Consider the following 22668-nt stretch of genomic DNA (forward strand, 5'->3'; position numbering starts at 1 on the left):
TGGCCCTTCACCGTCGCGGTCGCCACTGTCGCCGACACCGAGCCGCCCGGGTCGGTGTCCCCGGCCGCCGGCGACACCGACACCGAGAAGTCGTTGTCCGCAGGACCGCCATCGCCGGCCAGGTCCCAGACCGCGAAGGCGATCGCGTTGGTGCTGATGCCCATCGCCCGCGACCCGACATTGGAGATGGTGTCGCAGGCTGAGTGGTAGCACGGATCGTCGCTCGAGCCGATGCCGCTGACAGGGATGTCGTGGCGGGTGAAGGACGAGTGGTCGGAACTGCCGTCCCATCGGATGTCGGAGGTGGGGATGTTCCGGTCGGCGAAGTATTTCTTGAACGTGGCGGCGACCGCCGGCGTATGGCTGTAGACACCCCAGGACGTGGTGTCCTTTTGCCCCACCATGTCGAAATTGAGGTAGATATCGATCTTGTCGCGCTCGGTCGCGGGCAGGTTGTCGGCGTAGTACCGGGACCCGATCAGGCCGAGTTCCTCAGCCCCCCACCAGCCGAACCGCAACCGCTTCTGCGGCCGGAGGCCCGCACGGGACACGGCTAGGGCGACCTCCAGGACCGCGGCGGAGCCGGACCCGTTGTCGTTGATGCCCGGGCCCGCCGGAACACCGTCCAGATGGGCTCCCGCGAAGACGACATGGTCCGGATCCCCATGGGGCCACTCGGCGATGACGTTCCAACCGGTGGCTCCGCGATAGGTGAAGGGCTGAAGCGTGGTCGTGTAGCCGGCGGCGTCCAACTGCGCCTTCACATAATCGGCCGACGCCCGATAGCCCGGAGTGCCGTGGGCACGGTTCCCACCGTTGCCGGACGCGATGGACTGGAACCGTTCAAGATGCGCCATGACGTTCTCGGCGGGAATGTCGGGTGGCCCGCCCATCAGCGTGGAGGCGGACGTCCTTGGAGCGTCGGCCGCCACCGGGCCGGCCTGAACCGTCACGCCTGAGAACACCAGGCCGAGAGCCGTCAGGAGCGCGATCAATCGTTGTCTCATCCTTCGGCCGCCTTTCTGCGGGGTTGAGCGCCGGTTGCACACCGAGAGCGAGAGGTCAGGGCGCGTCGTAACCGAGGACGTAATCGCCCGCACCCCGGTAGGAGCGGATGCGGTAGCGATAGGAGCCGGCCGCTCCGGAGTAGGCGAGTTCTTCGTCGGCGGCCGGGGTCGTGGCGCGCGCCACGGTGGTCCACGACGTGCCGTCCCACTTCTGCAGGTACAGGTCGAAGTCGGCGCCCGCAGGACCGTCCAGGCAGGCCCGGTGGGTGCCGGAAGCCTCGGACTCGAAGGCGGCGTACGCGCTCGCTCCAGAGGCCAGGGCGCCGGTCTTCCTCGTTTCGAAGCCGGTACACCCGCCGGGTGCCGCCTGCCCCACCGTCAGCGCGAACGCGGCGCTGCGGGCGGCGGTACCGCCGGTACCCGCGATCGTCACCGGATGGCTGCCCGCCGGCGCGGACGCCGTAGCGGTCAGCGTCATGGTGGACTGCGCGCCGGAGGTGACCGACGGCGGCTCGAAGCGAGCCGTGACGCCCGCCGGGAGGTTCCGTGCCGCCAGCGAGACTTGCTGAGGCTCGCCCGAGACGGTCCGCGTCGACACCGTCGCCGTCACCGTGCCACCTGGATCGACGGTCGCCGAGGACGGAGACACCGCGATCGAGAAGTCGCCGGCCGGAGTGCCGCATTCGGCCGGACGTCCAGGCTCACCTGGCTGGGGCGGCACCGACACCGCGTCCCAGGCGCCCTTGACGGCGTCGAACTTGCCGCAGTCACCCGGATACAGTTGGCCCACCGCGTTCAGCGTCGCGACGCGAGCGTCGGCGTACTCCCAGAACGAGGTCTTCTGCAGCAGCGCGGTCATCCAGATCTTGCCTGCCGTCTCGATTCCCACCCCCGTCACCGACGCGGGACCGCCGGTGCAGACGGGGCTGGCGGGCTTGCCTCCGCCGGGGGCGGACCCCTCGGCGACCAGGTAGAACCAGTGGTCCGCCGGCCCGGCCGCGTCATGCACCTCGGTGTCGGGGATCCGGGTCGACCAGCAGTTCGGCTCGTCACGCGGTCCCGCCGACGGGTCGTACATCACCCGCTCCGGACCGCGGCCGAAAGCGTCCGCCCGCTCGGCGAACAGGTAGTCCGGCGGATCGTCGGGGTGGTCGGCGTAATGTTCGGTCAGCGCGCCGAAAATGTCACCGTTGGCCTCGTTCAACGCGTACGTCTCGGCGTATCCGTCGAAGCCCCCCGGCGTGTACTGGAATACCGAGTGCCCGAACTCATGTGCCACGATGTCCAGGACCGAGAGCTGCCGCTGAGCGTCCTTGGTGCGGCCGATATTGACGGTGTGGCCATTCCAATAGGAGTTGACGGCATCGAGCCCGACGAACAGCGGGAACCCTCGTCCTTGCCCGTCGAACCCGTCGCGGCCCAACCAGTCGCGCAGCATGTTCCACTCCTGCTGCGCCACGTAGTACGCGTCGCCGCACGCCGTCTCCAGGTCCGTGCCGCTGCCGCCGCCCCACAGGTCGTCCGGTCCCGCTACCGCGCCATTGCCTTGTATGCCGCAGAACAGCCCTCGCCGCGCAGGGTCGGACATGGCGTAGCCCGAAGCGGTCCGCTCGGTGTCGATGGTCACGCCGTGGTAGTAGAAGCCGTCGCTCGTCCCCGCCATGACCTCGTCCCAGGTCCCCAGTACAGAGCCGGAACGCGCGTCGACGATCACATGCAGCCTGCTCGGCCGCCCTTGCGCCGAACGTCCTGTCACGATCGCCTGGTAGGCGAGTGTCTGCTCGCGGTCGGGAGAGAACACCACCAGGTCGGGCCGGCTTACAGCCGTTGCCTTGGCGAGTTCGGCCCTGGCGATTCGCTTCGCCCGGGCCGGGGTGAGGACCGGGGTGACGTTCACTCTGATGGGCCGTTGCGCGGCCAAAGGATCGCCCATCACCGCACCGGAGGCGTTGGTGACGACGACGAAGTCACCTCCTACAACCGGCAGTCCTCGATAGGTCCGCTCATAGGCGTGATAGGCCAGCCCGCGCGGCCCGGGAGTGACGCCGACATGGACGAACTCTTCACCTGGACGGTCTGCGGCCGCCTGCCGTACATAACCCGTCCGGCCGTCTGCTGCCGCCGGCGCCGCGACTCCCGAACCCGGACACGCGCCGAAAACCGCGACGATGAACATCGCCGATATGGCGCCGATCACGCCCAACCGCCTCATGGGTCCGCCCTCTGCACACAGACGATGTCCGGGCACAGGAAGCCCGGTACGTGTTGGACGGAACGGTGCAATGTGGGAAACCCGCTGGCAATGAACCGGCGGCCGCCCGCAAAAAGATGGCAAACCTCAGCACAGTCGAACTACCGTGCGCCATCACCGCGCGAGGACGATCACGATCGGTCACCGCCGCCGTGCGGTCCTGGCAAGGGGTGGGCAAACCGGCCATCGAGCCTGGCCGGATGCGTCTTCGGCAAATGGATTCAAGTGGCGGCCCTGGTGCGGGCCGGGCGACCTCATCGCCGGTTGCCGGCGCTGCCCGTCCAATCGCGGCGCATCGCCCACCGGTGGCCTTCGCTGCGATCAGCGTAGGGGAATTTGCACCCTGAGTCCGCAGGTCACGGGCCGGTTGTGTCGCGCGCGGCGTGGGCGCCGACGGGAGAGCTCCTGGTAGACGCTAGTCACCGAGGTCACGATCGGCGGTCCGCTCTTGCCGTGAAGCCATCGTCATCGGCTCCCGAACAAGCCGGCGGCTACGTACTCTCCGGGCCGCACACCCGGCGGGATGGCGAACACCGCGCTTGCGGTGTGCCGGATGAAGGCGTTGAGCCGGTCGGATTCGGCCAGCTGGTGCTGGGCGCGGACAAAATGGGCGGGATCGCTGAGGTAGGCGCAGAAGAGCAGGCCCGCGTCGTAGGAGTCGTGACCGCTGCCGGAGTGCTTCACCATGCCTCCGCCGTGAGAGTGATCCGCGCCCGCGGCATGGTGGTGCCCGCCGATCGGCTCCGCGATCCCCTGAACGCCGTAGTCGTAGTTGTACGAGCGGCGCATCATCGGGATGCCCCGGATCAGGGCGAGGTGCGAGTCGGCGGGAATGAGGGGCATGCCGTCCGGCCCGGACTTGCCGAGGTCGGGTGCGCTGAATTCGTGCCCGCCACTGAGCGGGGCTCCATCGCCGCGCCGCCGCCCGATCGTCAGGTCCTGCATGCGTGCGGTAGTGGTGTCCCACTTCGGGAGGTCCATGCGGATCTTCCGGAAGACCAGGTACGTGCCGCCGGCGAACCAGGCCGGTCCGGGCGCCGTCGCGGCCCACACGGTCCGGTCGAACTCGGCGTTCCCCGGACGAGGGTTGGCGGTGCCGTCCTTGTGGCCGAACAGGTTGCGCGGCGTGGCGTCACCGAACTGGCCCAGGAACCCTTGCTGGCTCCAGCGCAGCCGGGCCACTCCCGGGACGCGGCTGCGGAGCGCGCGGAAGGCCCGGCTGATGATCTGAAGGTCGTCGCCGCAGATCTGGACGAGAAGTTCACCGCCGCTCCACGCGGCCTCCAGCCGGTCGCCGCGGAAGGCCGGCAGCGGGGCCAGCCGTCCAGGCCGATCCCGCTGTCGGCCGATCCGCTCGAAAAGGTCCGGGCCCAAGCCGAAAGTGATGGTCAGGCGGGACGGTGCCAGGCCGTCGGCAATGCCGGAGTCCGGTGGCAGGTCCGGTCGGGGGCCGGGTCTAGGCCCGGGCGGACGCCCCTGCATGAGGTGTTCGGCGACGACCGTCCACGCCTGCATGAGCTGCCGCAGGTTCGCCTCCGCCTGCCCGGTGTTCAGGCGCTCGCCGGTCGATGGGTCGGCGGTCTCCAGGTCGAAGGCCGCGAACAGCGCGTATCGCTGCTGTGGAGTGGCGATGCCCGGTTGGTGCGCTCCGTGGAACGGCACGATCCCGGACGGACGCGCGGCATCGCGATCACTCGCGGCCAGCAGGCTCCCCGCCGCGGCGACACCGGCGGTCGCCGCGGCCGTGGTGATGACCGTGCGCCGCGACAAGCGGCTTGTCGGCCGATCGGACATGAGCCCCCCTTAGCGTGATCTGCGCTAGCCAGTCGGGGATACGCGGACCGGAGCACAGGTGTTGAAGAACAGGCGAGGTGATCTGAGTCATAGGCGGTGTGCTGGTGGGCCACGCGCGATGGTGGAGCCCGCGCACACCACCGAAAGGCCCCCGCGCCGACCGCATCGTTGTGGACCCGGAGGTGGGCCGACGGGTGGTCAGCGGCTCGGGCTCGGCGTACAGCGGACGTCATCGTGAGCGGCGCATGGCAGGCGCGCGGGTCGCGTCCGGCCGCGGATGCGCAGCAGACTGATGAGTGTCGCGACCGCGAACGTGACCACGAACAACGAGTAGTCCCTGGTCGCGGTCGGCAGCCCACCGCCGTGCACGACGAGGATCCCGGCGGCGACGGCGGGCAGTCCCATGCCCAGGTAGCAGATCACGTAGATCGAAGAGAGAACGCCTGTGCGCTCGTGTTCTGCGACCAGTGGCACGACGGTGCGCATCCCGCCCTGGAACCCCGCACCGAAACCGATCCCAGAGACGAGAGTGCAGGCGAAAAACCCCGTAACCGAAGACGCCTCGACGGCAAGGAGGGTACCGAGCGAGCCGAGTACGAGGAGCGTGATCCCCAGGAACATCACTGTCCTGGGCGGGATACGCGCGAACGCGACGATGGTGACGGACGAAACCACGGTGAGCACGAAGAGCCCGAGTCCGCCGATCACGGCGGAGTCCGAGCCCGACAACTGCCGGGCCAGCGCCGGGGCGAGTGAGCCGTAGAAGCCACCGAGTGACCACACGGCGAACAACACCGGTGTCACCGCGAGAAGGAGACGACGCAGATGCCGGGGCACCGCGAGTTCGGGTATGAGAGCGGCACGCAGTCCGGGCCTGCGGCCGGTGGTTTCCGGCAGCAGCGCCACACCGAGGGCCTGTACGAGGAAGACCCCGATGAACACGAGGTAGACGAGCCGGGTGGGCGCCGGGAGATACTGGACGATCAAGCCGGACGACAAGGCGCCGATCCCGGACCCCAGGCCGGGGGCGACGGCGTTGGCGCGGGTGCCGCGTTCACGATCGATGTCCAGCATCGCGGCGCCGAGCGCGCCCAATGCGCTGCCGGTTCCGACCCCCTGCAGGATGCGGCCGGCGAACAGGGCGCCGATGTCGCCGGCTTCGCTGAAAACGACCATGGCTACGATCTGCAAGGCCAGCGCGCCCAGGAGCACCGGCCTGCGACCGATGTGGTCGGACGCCCTTCCGAGCACGAGCAGTGCGGCCAAGACGGCGATGCAGTAAATGCCGAACACGGCGGTGGTCGTTATCGGGGAGAAATGCCATTGGTTCGAGTATCTGGCGTAAAGCGGCGTGGGTGCGCTGGAGGAGGCCAGGAACGAGACGATGATCGAGGCTGGCAGCAGGAGGCCGCGAAGGCCTGGACGTCGGGCCGTCTTCATGATGAGTTCCAAGCAGGTGGTTGTCCGCACGTGGGTCCGGAAGCCGGCCCGCGCGCTGCGGTCTGTCAGATGCCCGTGCGAGCGAACGGATCATGTCCGGCCGCGGATACACGGCGTGCACGGCATCGCCCTGCTCGTCGGTGACCGCCTCGATGCGGTCGGCCCCCAGCGGGAGCCGAAGTCGAGTGCGACGCACTCGCGGCCGAGCACGCACAGCGCGTCCCAGGGGTTGGTCGTGTCATGTCTTCAGCGTGTCTGAGGCGCCTCTGACCTGGCGATAGGCAATATTTCCATGCTTCGATAGGATATTGCCATGGCGGTTCATCGGGTCGCGCTTCTGGCCCTGGACGGGGTCATGCCCCTTGACCTGGCGATTCCGGCGCAGATCTTCTCTTCCCGGCCGGAGACCTCGTACGAGACGACCGTGTGCGGCCTCGACGCGAAGGTGCACACCACCGGAGGCTTCACGGTGCTCCCGCAGGCGGACCTGGAGCGGGTGCGCGCCGCCGACACCGTGATCGTGCCGGGGTCCGAGCCGCCCTGCCGGCCACCGGAAGCCGTGCTCGCCGCGTTGGCCGAGGCGCACGAGCGGGGCAAGCGGATGGTGTCGATCTGCACGGGAGCTTTCGCGCTGGCCGCGGCGGGAGTGCTGGACGGTGTGCGCGCGACCACCCACTGGCAGTACATCGATGATCTCGAACGCGACTTCCCGGCCGTGTCAGTGGATCGCGACGTGCTCTACATCGACGAGGGAAACGTCCTCACCTCGGCCGGAGTGTGCTGCGGGATCGACTTGTGCCTGCACATCGTGCGCCGCGACCACGGCGCGGCGGTGGCCAACCGCATCGCGCGCGGCTTGGTCGCCGCCCCGCACCGCGAAGGCGGACAGGCCCAGTACGTGCCCGCCCCCGTCCCGGCGGCCGACGACGCATCGCTGTCCGACACTCGCGAATGGGCCATGCGGCGCCTCGACGAACCGATCACGCTACGTGAACTCGCCCGGCACGCCGGCCTTTCGCAGCGCACCCTCATGCGCCGGTTCACTGAGGAGACCGGCACGACCCCGTTGCAGTGGCTCCTCAACGCCCGTCTCGGCCGAGCACGAGAACTGCTGGAGACCACCGATCACCCGGTGGACCGCGTGGCACGTGAGTGCGGACTCGGCACCGCCGCCAACATGCGGCTGCACTTCCGGCGTGCGCTGGACACCACCCCCACCGCCTACCGGCGCACCTTCGGGAGCAGGTGAAGCCGGCACCGGGTCCGCCGGCGTACGAGCAGATGACGGCGGAGCAGTCCCCGCACGGTTCCGCCTCGGCGCCCTTCGGTGAGCATCGATTCGATCCGGTCGAGCATCACGCCTTGGCTGACGCCGCGCCGGTCGAACAGGTAAGGAACCAGCAACTCGGGATCGACCTCGACGATCCGCCTCAGCAGTGGGTCGGAACGAAGCCCGGCGGCCACCGCGACCGGGACGTCCACGATCTCCCCCCGGTCGCCCGGTGGGTCACCGCTGCCCAGGACGCCGTCCACTACGGCCACTGCCCGGTCATGACCTCCGCCACCAGCGTCTGGACATCGGGCCAGCGGCGGTAGATCGTCTGCCGTGACGTCCCCGCACGGCGCGCGATGTAGGCCATGGTGGTACGGCGCATCCCCATGGTCAGCAGGCACTCGCGCGCCGCCTCCAGAACCGCTTCGTCAAGGGGCCGTGCCGGTTCGGTCAACTCCAGCGACCCCTTGCCGACTGTGATGACGGCCGCTGCGATCGCCGGTCCGATGGCGCCCCGGCGGGCGCGACTCGCCGGCACCCGGTCGGTGATCCGGTCGCCGGCGAGGGTCCCGATGACCGGCCCGACCGCGGTCACGGCCCCGGCCGTGCTGAGCGGCGGCGAGCAGGTAGTTCGTGGCGGAGGCGATCGACAAGGTCCGGTGATGACGGTGAGGGGGAGCCGACGTGTCCGGCCAGCGGAGCGACGGCGCCGAAGCCAGCAAGACAGCGCAGGAAAACTGAAGTTTTATGCTTGAGTGACGGGTTTACCGTACACAACCTCCCATTCTGGCCGACACTCCCTTGCCGTCTGAGCGATTGTGTTCTAAAGTGCCGCGCAACCTGCACAATCGAGCACGATCATCTGGAGGCGATCATGAGGCAGTCGAGCGGCCGCCGCATCACCGCGCTGTTCACCGGGGTCGTCCTCCTGGCCGGGTCCGGCTCGGGCTGCGGTTCCGGCGGCGAAAGCGCACACAAGATCACGTTCTGGCACGGGTACACCGACGCCCAGGCGGCCGCGATCACCAAGCTGGTCGGCGAGTGGAACGCCGCGCATCCCGGCCGGAAGGTGGAGCCGGTCTTCAGCAACAACGACAACACCCTGCAGAAGACACTGGCGTCGTTCGTGTCCGGCAAGGCGCCGTCGGTCGCCTACCAGTACGGCTCGTCGATCACCGCGCTCACCGGCCGCCGGCAGACCCAGGACCTGACGCCGCTGGTCAACGGCAGCCCGGACTTCGCCTGGAACGACTTCTTCCCGGCGGCCCGTCAGGGTGCGACCGCGTCCGGCAAGATCTACGGGATCCCCGCCCTGGTGGACAACCTCGGCCTCGTCTACAACAAGAAGATGTTCGACGCGGCCGGCGTCGACCACCCCACGCCTTCCTGGACCTGGGACGACTTCCGGGAGGCGGCCAGGAAGCTCTCCGGGGGGAACAAGTACGGCTGGGCCTATGTCAACGACGGTAGCGAGGACACCGTGTGGCGGTTCCTGGCCCTGCTGTGGCAGGCGGGCGGCGACCTGCTCGACGCCGGGAACAAGAAGGCCGCGTTCGACTCCCCGGCCGGGCGGCAGGCGATGCGACTGCTGGCCGACATGGCGGTGACCGACAAGTCCGTGTACCTCGACACCGGCGACCAGCAGTACCTCAACCTGTTCAACTCTGGACGGATCGCCATGCTCTGGACCGGGCCGTGGGACCTCGGCTCGATCAACGAGGACGTCTCCTACGGCGTCCAGTACCTGCCGGGCAAGGTCACCCACGCCACCATTTCCGGCCCCGACAACTACATGGTGTTCGACAAGAAGGCCAAGGACGCCGCCTGGCCGTTCCTGAAGTGGCTGACCTCTCCGCAGGTCCACCTGCGGTACGCGGTGCAGACGGGCGACCTGCCGCTGCGCGCCTCGGAGCAGCGGCTGCCCGAGTACAAGGCCTACCTGGCGAAGTATCCGGACAACAAGGTCTTCATCGACAACCTCGAAAAGAACGTCGCCAAGTCCCGTCCGAACATCGCCCAGTACCCGCAGATCTCGCAGGTTCTCGGGACGGCCGTCCAGGCGGTGCTGCTGGGCAAGAAGCAGCCGGAGGCGGCCCTGCGGGACGCGGCCGCCGAGGTCGACCGGATCCTGGCGGGCTCCTGATGGCGGCCACCACCCTGCCCGCGCACACCGCGCGAGAGGGACGCCCGCGCCGGTCTCGGCGGCGGCTGGGCGACCACCTGGCCGGCTGGGGGTTCGTCTCCCCGGCGATCCTGCTGATCGGGCTCTTCGGCATGCTGCCGGTGCTGTGGTCGTTCTGGCTGTCGTTCCAGGACACCGACCTGACCTCGCCGGGGACCTTCGCGGGCGGCGCCAAGTACGCGGAACTGGTGAAGGATCCGCTGATGTGGCAGGCCGCCAAGCGGTCGGCGGTCTACACCGTGCTGTTCGTGCCGCTGACGATGGCGCTGGCGCTGCCCATCGCGGTGCTGCTCAACCAGCGGATCCGCGGGATCACGCTGTACCGGATGGCGGTGTTCGTGCCGCTGGTCACCTCCACCGTCGCCACCGGGATCATCTTCAACTGGCTGCTCAACCCGCAGTTCGGCCCGGTCAACGCCGCGCTCGCCAAGGCCGGGATGCCGAAGCAGGGCTTCTTCCAGAGTCCGGGGGAGGCCCTGTACGCGCTGCTGGCCATGACGGTGTGGGGGTGGCTGGGCTTCGCGGTCATCATCTACCTCGCCGCGCTGCAGACCGTCCCGAAGGACCTGATGGAGGCGGCGTCGCTGGACGGCTGCGGCCGGCTGCGCGCGTTCCGGCACGTCGAGCTGCCGCTGCTGGCGCCCGCGTCCGGATTCCTGCTGGTCTGGCTGACGATCAACTCGTTGCAGCTGTTCGACGAGGTGTACGTCACGACGAAGGGCGGGCCGCTGCGCGCGACCACGGTCGTGGTCTACCACCTGTACAACAAGGCGTTCGTCGACTTCGACGGCGGCTACGCCGCGGCGGTCGGCTGCGTGCTGTTCCTGGTGATCCTCGCGGTGACCTTGCTGCAGCTCGCGATCAACCGCCGCTTCTCCCTCCCTGAGGCCCGATGAGCATCACGACGATGGATCCCGCGAGGACGGGCGCCGCGACGGCGCGTCCGTCCGTGAAGTCCCGGTCGCGGCGGCCGAGCCCACTGCACCTGGTCCTGCTGCCGCTCTCGCTGGTCATGGTGTCGCCGCTGCTGTGGATGGTGCTGCTGTCGATCTCCACCAGGGCCGAGACGCGGCGGTTCCCGCCCGGGCTGCCCTCGGGCGTGCGGTGGCAGAACTACACGGCGGCGCTGCGGGACGCCCCGCTGGAGCACTGGCTCGGCAACAGCGCGCTGGTGTCGGTCAGCTGCGTGGCCGGCAACCTGGTCTTCTGCTCGCTGGCCGGGTACGCCTTCGCGCGCATCCGGTTCCTCGGGAGCCGGGCCCTGTTCGTGGCGGTGCTGGCCACGCTGATGGTGCCGTTCCAGATCGTCATGCTGCCGATGCTGATCATGGTGCGGGCGGTCGGGCTCACCGACACGCTCGGCGCCCTGATCGTGCCCAACCTGGCGACCGCGTTCGGCGTCTTCCTGCTGCGGCAGTTCTTCACGACGGTGCCGCGGGAACTTGAGGAAGCGGCGCGGATCGACGGAGCGGGCCGGCTGCGGATCCTGCTCCAGGTGATGCTGCCGCTGATGCGCCCCACCCTCGCGACTCTGGCCGTCCTCACGTTCCTGCAGACGTGGAACGACTTCCTCTGGCCGCTGATCGCGGTGCAGAGTCCCGAGCACATGACCGTCCAGCTCGGACTGCAGACCTTCCAGGGCGCGCACGCGACGGACTGGCCGCGGCTGATGGCCGGGACGGTGATCAGCCAGTTGCCGGTCTTCGTGCTGTTCTTCGTGGCCCAGCGCTTCTTCGTCCGGTCGGTGGCCACCGCGGGCCTGAAGTAGGAGCCGGAGGTGACCGCGGCTCAGGCCACGGTCACCTCGACGCCGGCCGCCTGGATCCGGTCGAGCTCCGCCCGATCGGCCCCGGAGTCAGTGATCAGCATGTCGACCTCCTCGATCGGGGCGATCCGGGAGAACGCGCGGTGTCCGATCTTGGAACCGTCGGCGAGGACCACGACCCGGCGGGTGGCGCGCATCAGGCAGTGGTCGGTGCGCGCCTCGATCTCGTCGTGGGTACTGATCCCGGCCTCGGCGTCGATGCCGTCCACGCCGAGGAAGACCAGGTCGAGGCTGATGTCGGCCAGGGTCTTGTCGGCGATCGGCCCGACCAGCTCGTACGACTCGGGCCGGACGCCGCCGCCGGTGACGACGAGGTCGATGGCGGGCCGCACCGACAGGTCGGCGGCGATGTTGAGGGCGTTGGTCACGACCTTGAGCGTCCGGCCGGTGGACAGCAGCCGGGCCAGCTCGGTGATGGTGGTGCCGCCGTTGAAGCCGACCGAGTGCACCGAGCCGTCGACGAGCCGCACCGCGGCCTGCGCGATGCGGCGCTTCTCCTCCTGGGAGCGGCCGCCGCGGTAGCGCATCGGCAGCTCGTAGATCACCTCGGCCGCCATCGCGCCGCCGTGCGTGCGCTTGAGGAGCTGCTGCTCCTCGAGGAGTTGCAGGTCGCGGCGGATGGAGGCGGGCGATGCCTCCAGCTCGGCCGCCAGGTCGACAACACTCACCGAGCCGTGCTGGGCGAGCTTGTCCAGGATGAGGGGCAGGCGGTTCTGCTGACGCATCCGATCATTTTAGAGTAGAAATGATGCGCGCAAATAAGTGTTTGACTGGAAAACGGTCACGCCATCTGTGCGAGTGCCTCGGGCAGGGTCGGCTGGCCGGCGGTTCCCCCGGCGGCCCGGGTGGACAGCGCCCCGCACGCCGCGCCGAGCCGCAGCGCGTGGCGCAGCTCCCCCCGGTCGAGCCAGCCCGCGAGGAAACCGGCGTCGAAGCTGTCCCCCGCCCCGACGGTGTCGACCGGCTCTGCGGCCGGAGCGTCCACGTGGACGGCCGTACCGTCCCGCATCGCGACGGCGCCCATCGCGCCCCGCTTGACGACCGGGACGCAGCCGTCGCCCCCCAGCGAGGCGAGCGCCCCGGCAAGGTCGTCCGCACCGCTCAGCGCGAGCGCCTCCGCCTCGTTCGGCAGCAGGAAGGTGCACTCGGAGACCAGGCCGGGGGCCAGCTCCCACAGCCCCGCCGGATCGTCGTTCGTGTCCAGCGAGGTCGTCGCGCCGGCCGCGCGGCGCTCCCGCAGCAGCGCCGGCAGCGCTCGCGCGAGCCTCGGCTGCAGGAAGTAGGACGCCGCGTGCACATGCCGGACCGCGAGGTCCGCGACGTCCGGGACGTGCTCGGGACCGTGCTCGACCAGGCACCCCGGGGCGGTGAGGATGGCCCGGTCGCCCCCGGGCCGGTTGAGGCACACGGTCAGCGCGGTCGGCAGCGCCGCGTGCCGGACGACGCAGGAGACGTCGACGCCCGCCGTGCTCAGCGCGTCCACTACGAAGTCGCCTGCGGCGTCCCGGCCGACCAGCCCGGCGAAGGCGGTGGCCAGCCCGAGCCGGGCCGCGCCGTGCGCCGCGATCGCCGCGGACCCGCCGAGGGCGAGAACGCCGCCCCCGACGAGTGTCTCGGCCTGCCCGTACGGCGGCACCTCAGGCGCGCCGTGCACAAGGACGTCCGGGTTGGCGTCGCCGATGACCAGCAGGTCGAGCATCACGTCCTCCGCAGCGGGGCGGGCAGCGCGTCGCCGTGCGCGTCGGTGAGCGCGTCGCACAGCTCCCAGATGCGCTCGACGGGCAGCGCCGCGGCGGTCGCCGGATCGCACATGGCGGCGTGCCGGACGTGCGCCGGGTCGCCCTCGACGGCGGCGGCGACGGTCAGTTCCACCACGTTGAGGAAGCTGCGGTTCAACGCCGCCAGCTGCGGGGGCAGCGCGCCGACGTGGTGGGGGTGGACGCCCATCCGGTCCACCGTAGCGGGGACCTCGACGGCCGCGCCCGCGGGCAGGTTGCTGATCAGGTCGGTGTTGGCGGTGGTGACCTGGATCGTCCGGCGCTCGCCGGTGGCGAGGCTGTGGATCACCTGCGGCGCGTACTCGACGGCGTCCTCGTCCTCGCGCGGCGCCGGGCGCTCACCGCGGGCCAGGCAGTCGCGGACCCGGGCGTACTCGGCCAGGTTCCCCGCGCTGATCCGGACGTACTCGCCGACCGGGATGCGCAGCCGCTCGATCTCGGCGTCGTCGCGCAGGTACCACGGGACGTACTCGGACGAGTGCTCGCTCGTCTCGGTCGGGTAGCGGCCGAGCCGCCGGTACATGTCGACGCGCACCCGCCTGGCGAGTCCGGGGTCGGCGGCGATCGCGGCGTCCAGCGCCGGGTACAGGTCCCGGCCCCGGTGCCGCCATTCCAGAACCCACGCCTGGTGGTTGACGCCCGCCGAACGGAAGTCGACCTCCTCGAACGGCACCCCGACAAGCTCGGACAGGTCGCGGACCGTCCAGTACACGGAGTGGCACAGGCCGGCCGCCCTGACCTTCGGCGCGACGGCTGCGAGGTACTGCAGGTTCATCGCCATCGGGTTGGTGTAGTTGAGCAGCCAGGCGTCCGGGCAGACCGCGAGGATGTCGGCGGCCAGCCCGTCCAGCAGCGGGAAGGTGCGCAGCGCCCGGAAGATCCCACCGACGCCGAGAGTGTCGCCGATGGTCTGCCGGACGCCGAATCCGGCCGCGACCTCGAAGTCCTTCAGCGTCGCGGCGTGCCCGCCGACCGCGACCATGTTGACGACGACGTCGGCGCCGTCCAGCGCGCGGCGGCGATCCAGGGACGCGGTGATGGCGGGCGCGGCGCCGTGCTCCTCGGCGGTCAGCCTCGCCAGCCCCTCCGCCACCGCCAGCCGCTCGGGGTCGATGTCGTGCAGGGCGAGCCGGACGCCGCCGAGCTCCGGGAAGGAAAGGATGTCGCGCAGCAGCTGCCGGGTGAACTCCACCGAGCCCGCGCCGACGAAGGCGATGTTCAGCATGCAGGGTGTCCAATGCTCTCGGAAGGACGGGACGAGACGACCTCCAGCAGATGCGCCGCCTGGTCCCGCATGGCGTCGCGGGCGGGCGCGAGGTACCGGCGCGGGTCGACCTGCCCGTCCAGGGACGCGCGCACCGCCCCGGTGAACGCGATGTTGAGCGCCGTACCGATGTTGATCTTCAACATGCCGTGCCGCACCGCGCGGCGCAGCTCGTCGTCCCCGACCCCCGACGAGCCGTGCAGCACCAGCGGCACCGGCACGGCGTCGCGCAGCCGGGCGATCAGGTCGTGGTCGAGGACGGCGGTGCGCTCCGTCATGGCGTGCGAGCTGCCGACCGCGACCGCGAGGGCGTCCACGCCGGTGGCGGCGGTGAACGCGGCGGCCTCGCCGGGATCGGTCCGGGCGCCCGGCGCGTGCGCGCCGTCCTTGCCGCCGACCTCGCCGAGCTCGGCCTCCACCCACAGGCCCCGCTCGTGGGCCCAGGCGACGGCGGCGACGGTGCGCGCGACGTTCTCGCCGTAGTCGTGCTCGGACCCGTCGTACATCACCGATCCGAAGCCGTGGTCGGCGGCCTGCCGGAGCAGGTCGTCATCGGTCACGTGGTCGAGGTGCAGCGCCACCCTGGCGGTGGAGCCCTCGGCCACGGCTGCCGTGCCGGCCGCGATCGGGCCGAGCCGGCCGCCGTGGAACCGCACTGCGTTCTGGCTGATCTGGCAGATGACCGGCCGTCCGGTCCGCTCGGCCGCCGCGACGATCGCCTCGGCGTGCTCCAGCGTGATCACGTTGAACGCGGCGACGCCGCGGCCGGGCCGCACGAGCTCGGCCGTCCTCACCAGGGGCATGGTGTCTCCCTAACCTTCGGGGCCCGGCGCTGCCGCCGGAGAACGTCGGGGTCGAACTCGCCGGCGGCGGGCGCCGCGACCGCGGCGGCCGCCAGGGCGACGGCCTCGCCGAGCGCTCGCGGCCAGGGCAGCCGCTCGCGCAGGGCCACGGCCAGCGCCGCCGCGGCCGCGTCCCCCGCGCCGGTCGGGTTCCCGCCGACGACCTGGGACGGGACCGCCTCGAAGCAGCCCTCGGGCGTGACGGCGATCATCCCGTCGGCGCCGCGCGACACGACGAGCGAGCCGGCGGGCGAGCCGTCCGCCGGAAGACGGTCCAGGTCCGCCGCCGCCATCTCGGCGGCATTGGGCTTGAGCACGTCCGGACCGGCCGCCGCGGCGGCGCGCAGCGCGGCGCCGCCCGCGTCGACCAGCACCCGAGCCCCCGCCGCCCGCGCCAGGCGGGTCAGGACGGCGTAGGCGTCCTCCGGCACGCCCGGCGGAAGGCTCCCGGACATCACCACCACCGCGGCCTCGGCGGCCTGCGCGCCGAACGACTCCTGAAAGGCCGTCCACTCGTCCGGGTGGACTTCGGGGCCGGGCTCGTTGAAGACGGTGGCGTCGGTGTCCACGACGGTGACGGTCCGGCGCGTCTCCCCGGAGATCGTGACGAAGTCGTGCGGGACGTCCAGCGCGGCCTCCACCATGGCGCCGGTGGCGCCGCCCGCCAGGCCCGTCGCCATGGTCCGCTCGCCCAGGGCGTGCAGGACGCGGGCGACGTTCAGCCCCTTGCCGCCCGGACGCTGCAACGTCGCGCCGACGCGGTGGGACGCGTGCCGCGTCAGCCGGGGGACCCGGTAGGTCACGTCCCACGCCGGGTTCAGGGTGACCGTGAGGATCATCAGGACAGGATGATCGACCGGGTCAGGTTGCGCGGCCGGTCGGGGTCCAGGCCCCCGGCCCCGGCCAGCGCCACCGCGAGCCGCTGGACGCGGACCAGGTCGGCCAGGGCGTCCGCCCCGGACGCCTCGACCTGCGCGCCGGTGCCCCGCACCTGCTCGGCCAGCCCTGCCGGCGGCGTGCCGAAGAACCAGACGAGGCTGCGCTCGTCGGTCACGCTGATCGGCCCGTGCCGGTACTCCATCGCCGGGTACGACTCGGTCCACGCGCTCGCCGCCTCCCGGACCTTCAACGCCGCCTCGTTGGCGATCCCGTTCGTCCAGCCTGCCCCGAGGAAGGTGAACTGGCCGCGTCCGGTGGCCCCGGCGGGCAGCGGCGCGTCGACCGCGGCGCGGCACTGGTCGACCAGATCGGTGGGGAACAGGCCCAGGTGCGCGCGCAGCAGCGCCAGCGTCGTCGTGGCGAACCGGGTCTGCACCACCGACCGCTCGTCGGCGAAGTCGAGCACGGCGGTCGCGCCGGCGGCGTCCACGATGGGCGTCCGCGGGTCGCCGATCACGGCGACGGTGGGCAGCGCGGTGGTCCGCAGCAGCTCCAGCACCTCCGTCGTGGTACCCGACCGGCAGATCACCACGACCCGGTCGTACTCCCGCGCATGGGGGAACTCCGACGCCGGGAAGGCGTCGCTCTCGCCCGCCCCGGCCGCCTCCCGCAGGCCCGCGTACGCCTGGGCGATGAACAACGAGGTGCCGCATCCGACGACCGCGACGCGCTCGCCCCGCGCCGGCAGGCCGCGCACGCCGTCCGCCATCTCGGCGGCGCGCTGCCAGCAGCTCGGCTGCGAAGCGATCTCCTCACTAACGAACGACACCGAAGCTCTCCTCTGCTCATTTGTGCGCTTTATAGGCCTATAACGTACAAGAGCGCGCACATTACCGGCAAGGACCCCGCGCGGCAACGCCCCCATCACTCCGGAGAGAGATGAGGGCGTCGGGCGGACGAGGGCTCCGTGGCGCGGCTGCGCGCCGGGGAGCCGGGGGCTCAGGGGCGGCCGGCGATCGACTGCTTGTGGCGGGCATCGTCGGCGGGGTCGGCTCGGTCTTCGTTGACCGGCAACGGCACCTGACCGAGTTGGCGTGTGCCAGAGCGGCAGAGGTTCCTCACTTGCAGTCAGGGTCTACGGGAGCTCAGGCTCGCGAGCCGCCGCAGCCAGACTTCCCGCGACCCGACTCGACTTATCCAGGGCGTCTGTGCAGGTGAGAGGCTCCCGCTCGACTCAGATCGATCGGATCGACTCCCCTGAACTGCTGCCGGACGGGGACGGCGGTGATGACGAGGTTGTCGCGGTAGTGGCCGGTCCGGGCGTCGAAGGGGCCGCCGCAGGTGATGACGGTGAGGCGGGGTCCTCCGCCGGGGCGGTCGCCGACGTGCACGCGGGATCGAGCACCGTGACCTCGAACCGCAGAACGTGAAGATATCGCCAGGACCCTGGAGAGGACGGATTAGGGTTGCGGCTCAGTACTCCAGCGACAAGTCGTGATCTTAAGCCGCCTGCCGAGTTCCCGCGATCCCGTCTGGACACCGGCGTCCAGCAGTTTCCCTGGATCTCCAACAGATCGGCGTCATCGCGGTGCTATTCGTGCACCGCTGATCCAGCGGGAGTCTTTCGCGGTCGCTGCACTCTGGTTCTGGAAGACCTCGGTGTCGACGTTGAAGACGATCTGCGCATGCGGGTGGTCCCGGTCTTCCGGCGGCGACCGGCGGGTGCACGGCGAACTGCTGGTGCTCGCCATTCAGGTGGCCGCATCCACGGCATGGGAGATCCTCAAGGACGCAGGCATCGATCCAGCGCATGAAAGCGCCTCCACCACCTGGGCTGGCTTGAGCAGGTTGCGCACAGAGCGCCATTCCGCGGCGTAGCACTTCGGCGCGGAGTTTCTCATCGACGCGATCCCGGGCCTTTGTCGACTTCAAATCAGTCGCTCGTGCACAGACCCCGCGGAAGTCGGAACATCCTCCGTTGCAACTTTGTCGCAGGCGACCAACTGACTCCCCAGAACTCGTCGGGGACGACGAACCGCCTGCGGGTTCTTGTGCTTAATATCACCACGCATGGGCAATCTCAGCGACATCCAGGCTTGGCTCGATGAGCGGTTTCCGCTGCTCATCGAGGAGTACGACGTTCCGGGCGCGGGTTGGGCCGTGATCCAGGGTGATCAGGTGGCCGACGGTGCCGCCGGGTTGCTCAGTAAGGCGACCGGGGTGGAGGCGACCCCCGACTCGGTCTTTCAGATCGGGTCGATCACCAAGCTCTGGACCAGCACGCTGGTCCTGCGACTGGCTGACGAGGGCAAGATCGAACTCGACCGGCCGGTGCGCGCCTATCTGCCGGAGTTCGGCGTGGCCGACGAGGAGGCGGCCGAGCGGATCACCGTCCGGCAACTGCTCAACCATACTGCCGGGTTCGAAGGGGACATCTTCACCGACACCGGGGTGGGCGACGACTGTCTTGAGAAGTACGTCGCGACGCTGCACGAGGTGCCACAACTGTTCCCGCCCGGTGAGCAGTTCTCCTACAACAACGCCGGCTACTGCGTGCTCGGCCGGCTCGTCGAGGTGCTTCTCGGGCGGCCGTATGACGCGTGCCTGCGCGAGCAGCTCATCACGCCGCTCGGGCTCACCCACACCGCCACCGGCCCCTATGAGGCGATCATGTTCCGCGCCGCGGTGGGCCATGTCGAACCGGAGCCCGGTACGGGCTACGTGCCGGCCCCGGTGTGGGCGCTGGCGCGCTCGAACGCGCCGGCCGGGTCGATGCTCGCGATGCGGCCCCGGGATCTGGTCGCTTTCGCCCGGATGCACCTTGCGGACGGCGTGGCGGCCGACGGCGCCCGGGTACTGGCCCCGGGGACCGCCGCCCGGATGCACGCCCGGGAGGTCGACCTGCCCGAACTCGGCCTTATGGGCACGTCGTGGGGCCTGGGTTTCGAGCGGTTCGACACGGCGGCCGGGGCGATCATCGGTCACGACGGCAGCACCATCGGGCAGCAGGCCTTCCTGCGGATGGTCCCCGAGGCCGGGGTGGCCGTCGCGCTGGTGACCAACGGCGGCGATGCCGTCTCGCTCTACCACGATGTCGTGGGCCGCGTCCTCGGCGAGCTCGCCGGCGTCGGCCTGCCCGCCCTGCCGGTCCCGCCCGCGGAGCCGCGGCGGATCGACGCCGATCGGTACGTCGGCACCTATTCGGCCGAGGTCTTCGATCTCACCGTCAGCCAGGACGAGGACCAGCGGATCTGGATCGAGCAGATCCCCAAGGGGATCTTCGAGGAGATGGGCGGGAAGGTCGAGCGGACCGAACTCGTCCACTACCGCGACGACATGCTGATCCCCGTCGACGCCGACCGCGGCATGCACATGCCGCACGCGTTCCTGGGCGACGACGGCACCGGGCACGCGCTGTACCTGCACCTCGGCCGAGCGGTCCGCCGCGCCGGCGCCTGACCCATCCACCACCGGAACCACGGGACGAGAACGTTCGGACGGGAATCGCCATGAAGCAAACCATCGTGGGCACTTATGGACTTTGCCTGGCCCTGGCCGCCACCGCGCTCGCCGGCTGCGGCGGCTCGTCGAGCAGCGGCGGGACGGCGGGAGTCGTCGACGGCGGCACCTTCACGCTCGGACTCTCCTCGGACCCGGGCGACCTGGACCCGCAGATGGGCGCGGGCAGCTCGCTGTTCGCCGTCACGCAGTTCGCCTACGACACGCTGGTCAGCGCCGACGGCAAGACCGGCGAGATCCGGTCCGCGCTGGCCAAGAGCTGGCAGGCCGAGGGGACGTCGGTGACGCTGACGCTGGCCGACGGCATCACCTGTTCCGACGGAAGCCCCCTCACCGCATCCGACGTGGCGGACAACCTCAACTTCGTCGGGGACCCGAAGAACAAGAGCCCGTTCCTGGGGACCTACCTCCCGCCCGGCACCAAGGCGAAGGGGGACGACGCCACCCGCGTCGTGACCCTCACCCTGGCCCAGCCGGCCCCCTTCGTCCTCACCGGACTGGCCAGCCTGCCGATCGTCTGCCCGGGAGGCATGGCGAAACGCGCCTCGCTGAAGACGGCGACGGCGGGCACCGGGCCGTACAAGCTGACCGAGGCCGCACCGGGCGACCACTACACCTACACGATCCGCGACGGATATACGTGGGGGCCGAACGGCGCGACGACCGCGACCAAGGGACTGCCGAAGACGGTCGTGGTGAAGGTGGTCGAGAACGAGACGACCGCGGCGAACCTGCTGCTCTCCGGTGGCCTGAGCGCCGCCACGATCACCGGGCCGGACGCGAAGCGGCTGGAGAAGGCGGGCCTGTTCGCCGCCAAGACCCCCGCGCTGGTGGGGGAGCAGTGGTACAACCACGTCGCGGGCCGGCCCACCGGCGACCCGAAGGTCCGCATGGCGCTGACCCGGGCACTCGATCTCGACCAGCTCCAGAAGGTCCTCACCTCGAGGGAGGGCGGGCCGGCGACGACGCTGGCCGCGAACGAGCCGGTCGCCTGTCCCGGCGACTCGGTCTCCCGCTCCCTGCCGGCCACCGATCCGCGGGCGGCGGGTGCCCTGCTCGACCAGGCGGGCTGGAAGCCGGGGAGCGACGGGCGGCGCGCCAAGGGCGGCAGGCCGCTGTCGTTGACCTTCCTCTACCAGAACAACAACGGCAGTGCCGGCGACGCCGCGGCGGAGCTCGCGGTGAAGCAGTGGAAGGCGATCGGCGTCGAGGCCACCGCGCGCAGCCAGAACGAGACGACGCTGACCGGCACGATCTTCGGCGGCGGGAACTGGGACGTCGCCTGGGTCTCGCTCAACGTCAACAGCCCCGACCAGCTCGTGCCGTTCCTGTCCGGGCCGGCGGCGCCGAAGGGCAACAACTTCGCCGCGATCTCCGACCCCGGCTACGACAAGGCGGTGCGGTCCGCGATGGCGACCCAGGGCACGGCCGGGTGCGGCCAGTGGCTCGCCGCCGAGTCCGGACTGATCGCCAACGCGGACATCGTGCCGTTCGCCAACAGGGTCGTGCGCATGTTCGGCAAGGCGGCGCGGTTCGAGACGCCCGGCCAGCTGGTCCCGACCAGCATCCGGATGCTGGCGAGGTAGCGGGATGGGAAGGCCGCACACGCTGGTGAAGTCGACCGTCCCGCGCCCGTCCGCGGACCCGCTCCGGCAGCGGTTCCGGGCTCGTCCGTGGGTACGGTTCGGCGCCCGGCGCCTGGGACGGCTGCTGGTCTCGCTCTGGGTCCTGGTGACGGCGTCCTTCGTGATGATCCACCTCATCCCGGGGGACCCGGTCCGCGGCGCGCTCGGGCCCACCGCGCCGGCCGCCCTGGTGGAGGCGCGCAGGCACGCGCTGGGGCTGGACCAGCCGATCCCGACCCAGTACGTCCGCTACCTGAAGGGACTGTTCAACGGCGATCTCGGAACCTCGCTCGCCTCGCAGCTGCCGGTCTCCGACGTGGTCGCCCAGCGGCTGCCGGCCACGCTTGTCCTGGCCGGGCTCGCGTTCCTGGCGGCCGTGGCCGTGGCGATCCCGCTGGGCGTCGCGATGGGCGTGCTGACCCGGCGCGGCCACGGGCGGCGGACCGAGCTCGCCTTCACCACGACCAGCATCGTCGTGGCGACCATTCCGGACTTCCTGATCGGTGTCGCGCTGGTCTACCTCTTCGGGATCAGGCTCGGGTGGTCGCCGGTCGCCGGCAACGAGACGGCGGCGGCGTACGTGCTGCCGGTGCTGTCCTTGGCGATCGGGCCTGCGGCGATCCTCGCCCGGATCGTCCGCGTCGAGATGGTCGCGGTGGTGGAGGCGGACTTCGTCCGCACCGCCCGCGCCAAACGCCTGCCCGCCTGGAAGATCTACGTCGGCCACGCCCTTCCCAACGCCGTCACCGCCGCGCTGACGCTGGGCGGGCTCCTGCTGGGCGGGCTGGTCGCCGGCACGGTCCTGGTCGAGAACGTCTTCGCCTGGCCGGGCCTCGGCAGCACGATCGTGCGGTCCATTCTCACCAAGGACTACCCGGTGGTGCAGGCGATCGTCCTCGTGTACGGAGTCGGCGTGCTGATCGTCAACGTCGTCGTCGACGTCGCCCTCGCCCTGCTCGATCCTCGGTCGAAGATCCGGGAGGACTGAC

General features: G+C 70.5%; 20 protein-coding genes. 8 read left to right on the forward strand and 12 right to left on the reverse strand.

All coding sequences use genetic code 11. The features are described 5' to 3' along the window. The 4 genes from AB0C21_RS42250 to AB0C21_RS42265 form a co-directional block, all read right to left on the reverse strand. The coding region (locus tag AB0C21_RS42250) for a M20/M25/M40 family metallo-hydrolase (protein ID WP_500212051.1) at nucleotides 1-995 on the reverse strand (995 nt) is incomplete at its 3' end. Between the two features lie 67 nt (nucleotides 996-1062). Further along, nucleotides 1063-3204: a M4 family metallopeptidase gene (locus AB0C21_RS42255; protein WP_500212053.1), complete on the reverse strand. Its 2142-nt coding sequence runs from the start codon at nucleotides 3202-3204 to the stop codon at nucleotides 1063-1065. Between the two features lie 519 nt (nucleotides 3205-3723). Next, the gene (locus AB0C21_RS42260; RefSeq protein ID WP_500212055.1) at nucleotides 3724-5052 is read right to left on the reverse strand and encodes a Dyp-type peroxidase; all 1329 of its coding nucleotides are present in this window, start codon (nucleotides 5050-5052) and stop codon (nucleotides 3724-3726) included. 198 nt (nucleotides 5053-5250) lie between these two features. Then, nucleotides 5251-6492 (reverse strand): MFS transporter, encoded by a 1242-nt coding sequence (locus AB0C21_RS42265; protein WP_500212057.1) that lies wholly within the window; start codon nucleotides 6490-6492, stop codon nucleotides 5251-5253. A gap of 313 nt (nucleotides 6493-6805) precedes the next feature. On the opposite strand from AB0C21_RS42265, the gene AB0C21_RS42270 reads away from it, so the two are divergent. Beyond that, nucleotides 6806-7741, forward strand: a complete 936-nt coding sequence (locus AB0C21_RS42270; protein ID WP_500212058.1) for a GlxA family transcriptional regulator — start codon at nucleotides 6806-6808, stop codon at nucleotides 7739-7741. On the opposite strand, the gene AB0C21_RS42275 is transcribed toward AB0C21_RS42270, so the two are convergent. Both AB0C21_RS42275 and AB0C21_RS42280 read right to left on the reverse strand, forming a co-directional pair. Further along, entirely contained in the window at nucleotides 7714-7974 is a 261-nt protein-coding gene (locus AB0C21_RS42275; RefSeq protein WP_500212060.1) for a hypothetical protein, read from the reverse strand. The genes AB0C21_RS42270 and AB0C21_RS42275 overlap by 28 nt on opposite strands. Nucleotides 7975-8024: 50 nt before the next feature. Beyond that, nucleotides 8025-8360, reverse strand: coding sequence for a helix-turn-helix domain-containing protein (locus AB0C21_RS42280; protein WP_500212061.1), 336 nt, complete (start codon nucleotides 8358-8360; stop codon nucleotides 8025-8027). A 279-nt stretch (nucleotides 8361-8639) separates the two neighbouring features. Here AB0C21_RS42280 and AB0C21_RS42285 point away from each other — a divergent pair, with 279 nt between their 5' ends. Genes AB0C21_RS42285 through AB0C21_RS42295 form a run of 3 tightly spaced genes read left to right on the forward strand, consistent with a single transcriptional unit; the run spans nucleotide 8640 to nucleotide 11715 of the window. Continuing rightward, entirely contained in the window at nucleotides 8640-9908 is a 1269-nt protein-coding gene (locus AB0C21_RS42285; RefSeq protein WP_500212063.1) for an ABC transporter substrate-binding protein, read from the forward strand. Next, entirely contained in the window at nucleotides 9908-10843 is a 936-nt protein-coding gene (locus AB0C21_RS42290) for a carbohydrate ABC transporter permease (RefSeq protein WP_500212065.1), read from the forward strand. Before AB0C21_RS42285 ends, AB0C21_RS42290 begins: the two co-directional genes overlap by 1 nt. Before the next feature lie 11 nt (nucleotides 10844-10854). After that, a complete protein-coding gene (locus AB0C21_RS42295; RefSeq protein ID WP_500212067.1) occupies nucleotides 10855-11715 on the forward strand; it encodes a carbohydrate ABC transporter permease in 861 nt (286 codons plus the stop codon). A gap of 20 nt (nucleotides 11716-11735) precedes the next feature. Here the strand turns inward: AB0C21_RS42295 and AB0C21_RS42300 are convergent, their stop codons facing one another. The 6 genes from AB0C21_RS42300 to AB0C21_RS42325 are packed head-to-tail and all read right to left on the reverse strand — an operon-like array spanning nucleotide 11736 to nucleotide 17364. Beyond that, a complete protein-coding gene (locus AB0C21_RS42300) occupies nucleotides 11736-12497 on the reverse strand; it encodes a DeoR/GlpR family DNA-binding transcription regulator (RefSeq protein WP_149256809.1) in 762 nt (253 codons plus the stop codon). A 56-nt stretch (nucleotides 12498-12553) separates the two neighbouring features. After that, complete coding sequence (locus AB0C21_RS42305; protein ID WP_500212068.1) at nucleotides 12554-13471, reverse strand: carbohydrate kinase family protein; 918 nt, start codon at nucleotides 13469-13471, stop codon at nucleotides 12554-12556. Then, nucleotides 13471-14775, reverse strand: a complete 1305-nt coding sequence (locus AB0C21_RS42310) for an alpha-glucosidase/alpha-galactosidase (protein WP_500212069.1) — start codon at nucleotides 14773-14775, stop codon at nucleotides 13471-13473. Before AB0C21_RS42310 ends, AB0C21_RS42305 begins: the two co-directional genes overlap by 1 nt. Beyond that, nucleotides 14769-15617, reverse strand: a complete 849-nt coding sequence (locus AB0C21_RS42315) for a class II fructose-bisphosphate aldolase (RefSeq protein WP_500212071.1) — start codon at nucleotides 15615-15617, stop codon at nucleotides 14769-14771. Before AB0C21_RS42315 ends, AB0C21_RS42310 begins: the two co-directional genes overlap by 7 nt. Further along, entirely contained in the window at nucleotides 15605-16495 is an 891-nt protein-coding gene (locus tag AB0C21_RS42320; RefSeq protein WP_500212072.1) for a 1-phosphofructokinase family hexose kinase, read from the reverse strand. The genes AB0C21_RS42315 and AB0C21_RS42320 overlap by 13 nt, the downstream gene beginning before the upstream one ends. Further along, nucleotides 16495-17364: an SIS domain-containing protein gene (locus AB0C21_RS42325; protein ID WP_500212074.1), complete on the reverse strand. Its 870-nt coding sequence runs from the start codon at nucleotides 17362-17364 to the stop codon at nucleotides 16495-16497. The genes AB0C21_RS42320 and AB0C21_RS42325 overlap by 1 nt, the downstream gene beginning before the upstream one ends. A gap of 830 nt (nucleotides 17365-18194) precedes the next feature. On the opposite strand from AB0C21_RS42325, the gene AB0C21_RS42330 reads away from it, so the two are divergent. The 4 genes from AB0C21_RS42330 (at nucleotide 18195) to AB0C21_RS42345 (ending at nucleotide 22667) form a co-directional block, all read left to right on the forward strand. Continuing rightward, nucleotides 18195-18413, forward strand: coding sequence for a hypothetical protein (locus AB0C21_RS42330; protein WP_500212076.1), 219 nt, complete (start codon nucleotides 18195-18197; stop codon nucleotides 18411-18413). A 192-nt stretch (nucleotides 18414-18605) separates the two neighbouring features. Beyond that, nucleotides 18606-19994 carry a serine hydrolase domain-containing protein gene (locus AB0C21_RS42335; protein ID WP_500212077.1) on the forward strand — a complete coding sequence of 463 codons (1389 nt, stop codon included), beginning with the start codon at nucleotides 18606-18608 and terminating at the stop codon, nucleotides 19992-19994. Nucleotides 19995-20044: 50 nt separating this feature from the next. Continuing rightward, complete coding sequence (locus AB0C21_RS42340; RefSeq protein ID WP_500212079.1) at nucleotides 20045-21640, forward strand: ABC transporter substrate-binding protein; 1596 nt, start codon at nucleotides 20045-20047, stop codon at nucleotides 21638-21640. A gap of 4 nt (nucleotides 21641-21644) precedes the next feature. Then, on the forward strand, nucleotides 21645-22667 hold the full coding sequence (locus tag AB0C21_RS42345; RefSeq protein WP_500212080.1) for an ABC transporter permease: 1023 nt from the start codon (nucleotides 21645-21647) through the stop codon (nucleotides 22665-22667). The last annotated feature ends 1 nt before the right edge of the window (nucleotide 22668 follow it).

It is taken from the genome of Spirillospora sp. NPDC049024, assembly GCF_040649235.1.
Lineage (GTDB): Bacteria > Actinomycetota > Actinomycetes > Streptosporangiales > Streptosporangiaceae > Spirillospora.

What these genes read in the sequence shown, in the direction of transcription:
- AB0C21_RS42315 (WP_500212071.1), bottom strand. Translation starts at nt 15,617, where the DNA reads ATGCCCCTGGTGAGGACGGCCGAGCTCGTGCGGCCCGGCCGCGGCGTC.
- AB0C21_RS42285 (WP_500212063.1), top strand. Translation starts at nt 8,640, where the DNA reads ATGAGGCAGTCGAGCGGCCGCCGCATCACCGCGCTGTTCACCGGGGTC.
- AB0C21_RS42260 (WP_500212055.1), bottom strand. Translation starts at nt 5,052, where the DNA reads ATGTCCGATCGGCCGACAAGCCGCTTGTCGCGGCGCACGGTCATCACC.
- AB0C21_RS42300 (WP_149256809.1), bottom strand. Translation starts at nt 12,497, where the DNA reads ATGCGTCAGCAGAACCGCCTGCCCCTCATCCTGGACAAGCTCGCCCAG.
- AB0C21_RS42290 (WP_500212065.1), top strand. Translation starts at nt 9,908, where the DNA reads ATGGCGGCCACCACCCTGCCCGCGCACACCGCGCGAGAGGGACGCCCG.
- AB0C21_RS42270 (WP_500212058.1), top strand. Translation starts at nt 6,806, where the DNA reads ATGGCGGTTCATCGGGTCGCGCTTCTGGCCCTGGACGGGGTCATGCCC.
- AB0C21_RS42320 (WP_500212072.1), bottom strand. Translation starts at nt 16,495, where the DNA reads ATGATCCTCACGGTCACCCTGAACCCGGCGTGGGACGTGACCTACCGG.
- AB0C21_RS42345 (WP_500212080.1), top strand. Translation starts at nt 21,645, where the DNA reads ATGGGAAGGCCGCACACGCTGGTGAAGTCGACCGTCCCGCGCCCGTCC.
- AB0C21_RS42310 (WP_500212069.1), bottom strand. Translation starts at nt 14,775, where the DNA reads ATGCTGAACATCGCCTTCGTCGGCGCGGGCTCGGTGGAGTTCACCCGG.
- AB0C21_RS42335 (WP_500212077.1), top strand. Translation starts at nt 18,606, where the DNA reads ATGGGCAATCTCAGCGACATCCAGGCTTGGCTCGATGAGCGGTTTCCG.
- AB0C21_RS42265 (WP_500212057.1), bottom strand. Translation starts at nt 6,492, where the DNA reads ATGAAGACGGCCCGACGTCCAGGCCTTCGCGGCCTCCTGCTGCCAGCC.
- AB0C21_RS42340 (WP_500212079.1), top strand. Translation starts at nt 20,045, where the DNA reads ATGAAGCAAACCATCGTGGGCACTTATGGACTTTGCCTGGCCCTGGCC.
- AB0C21_RS42295 (WP_500212067.1), top strand. Translation starts at nt 10,855, where the DNA reads ATGGATCCCGCGAGGACGGGCGCCGCGACGGCGCGTCCGTCCGTGAAG.
- AB0C21_RS42305 (WP_500212068.1), bottom strand. Translation starts at nt 13,471, where the DNA reads ATGCTCGACCTGCTGGTCATCGGCGACGCCAACCCGGACGTCCTTGTG.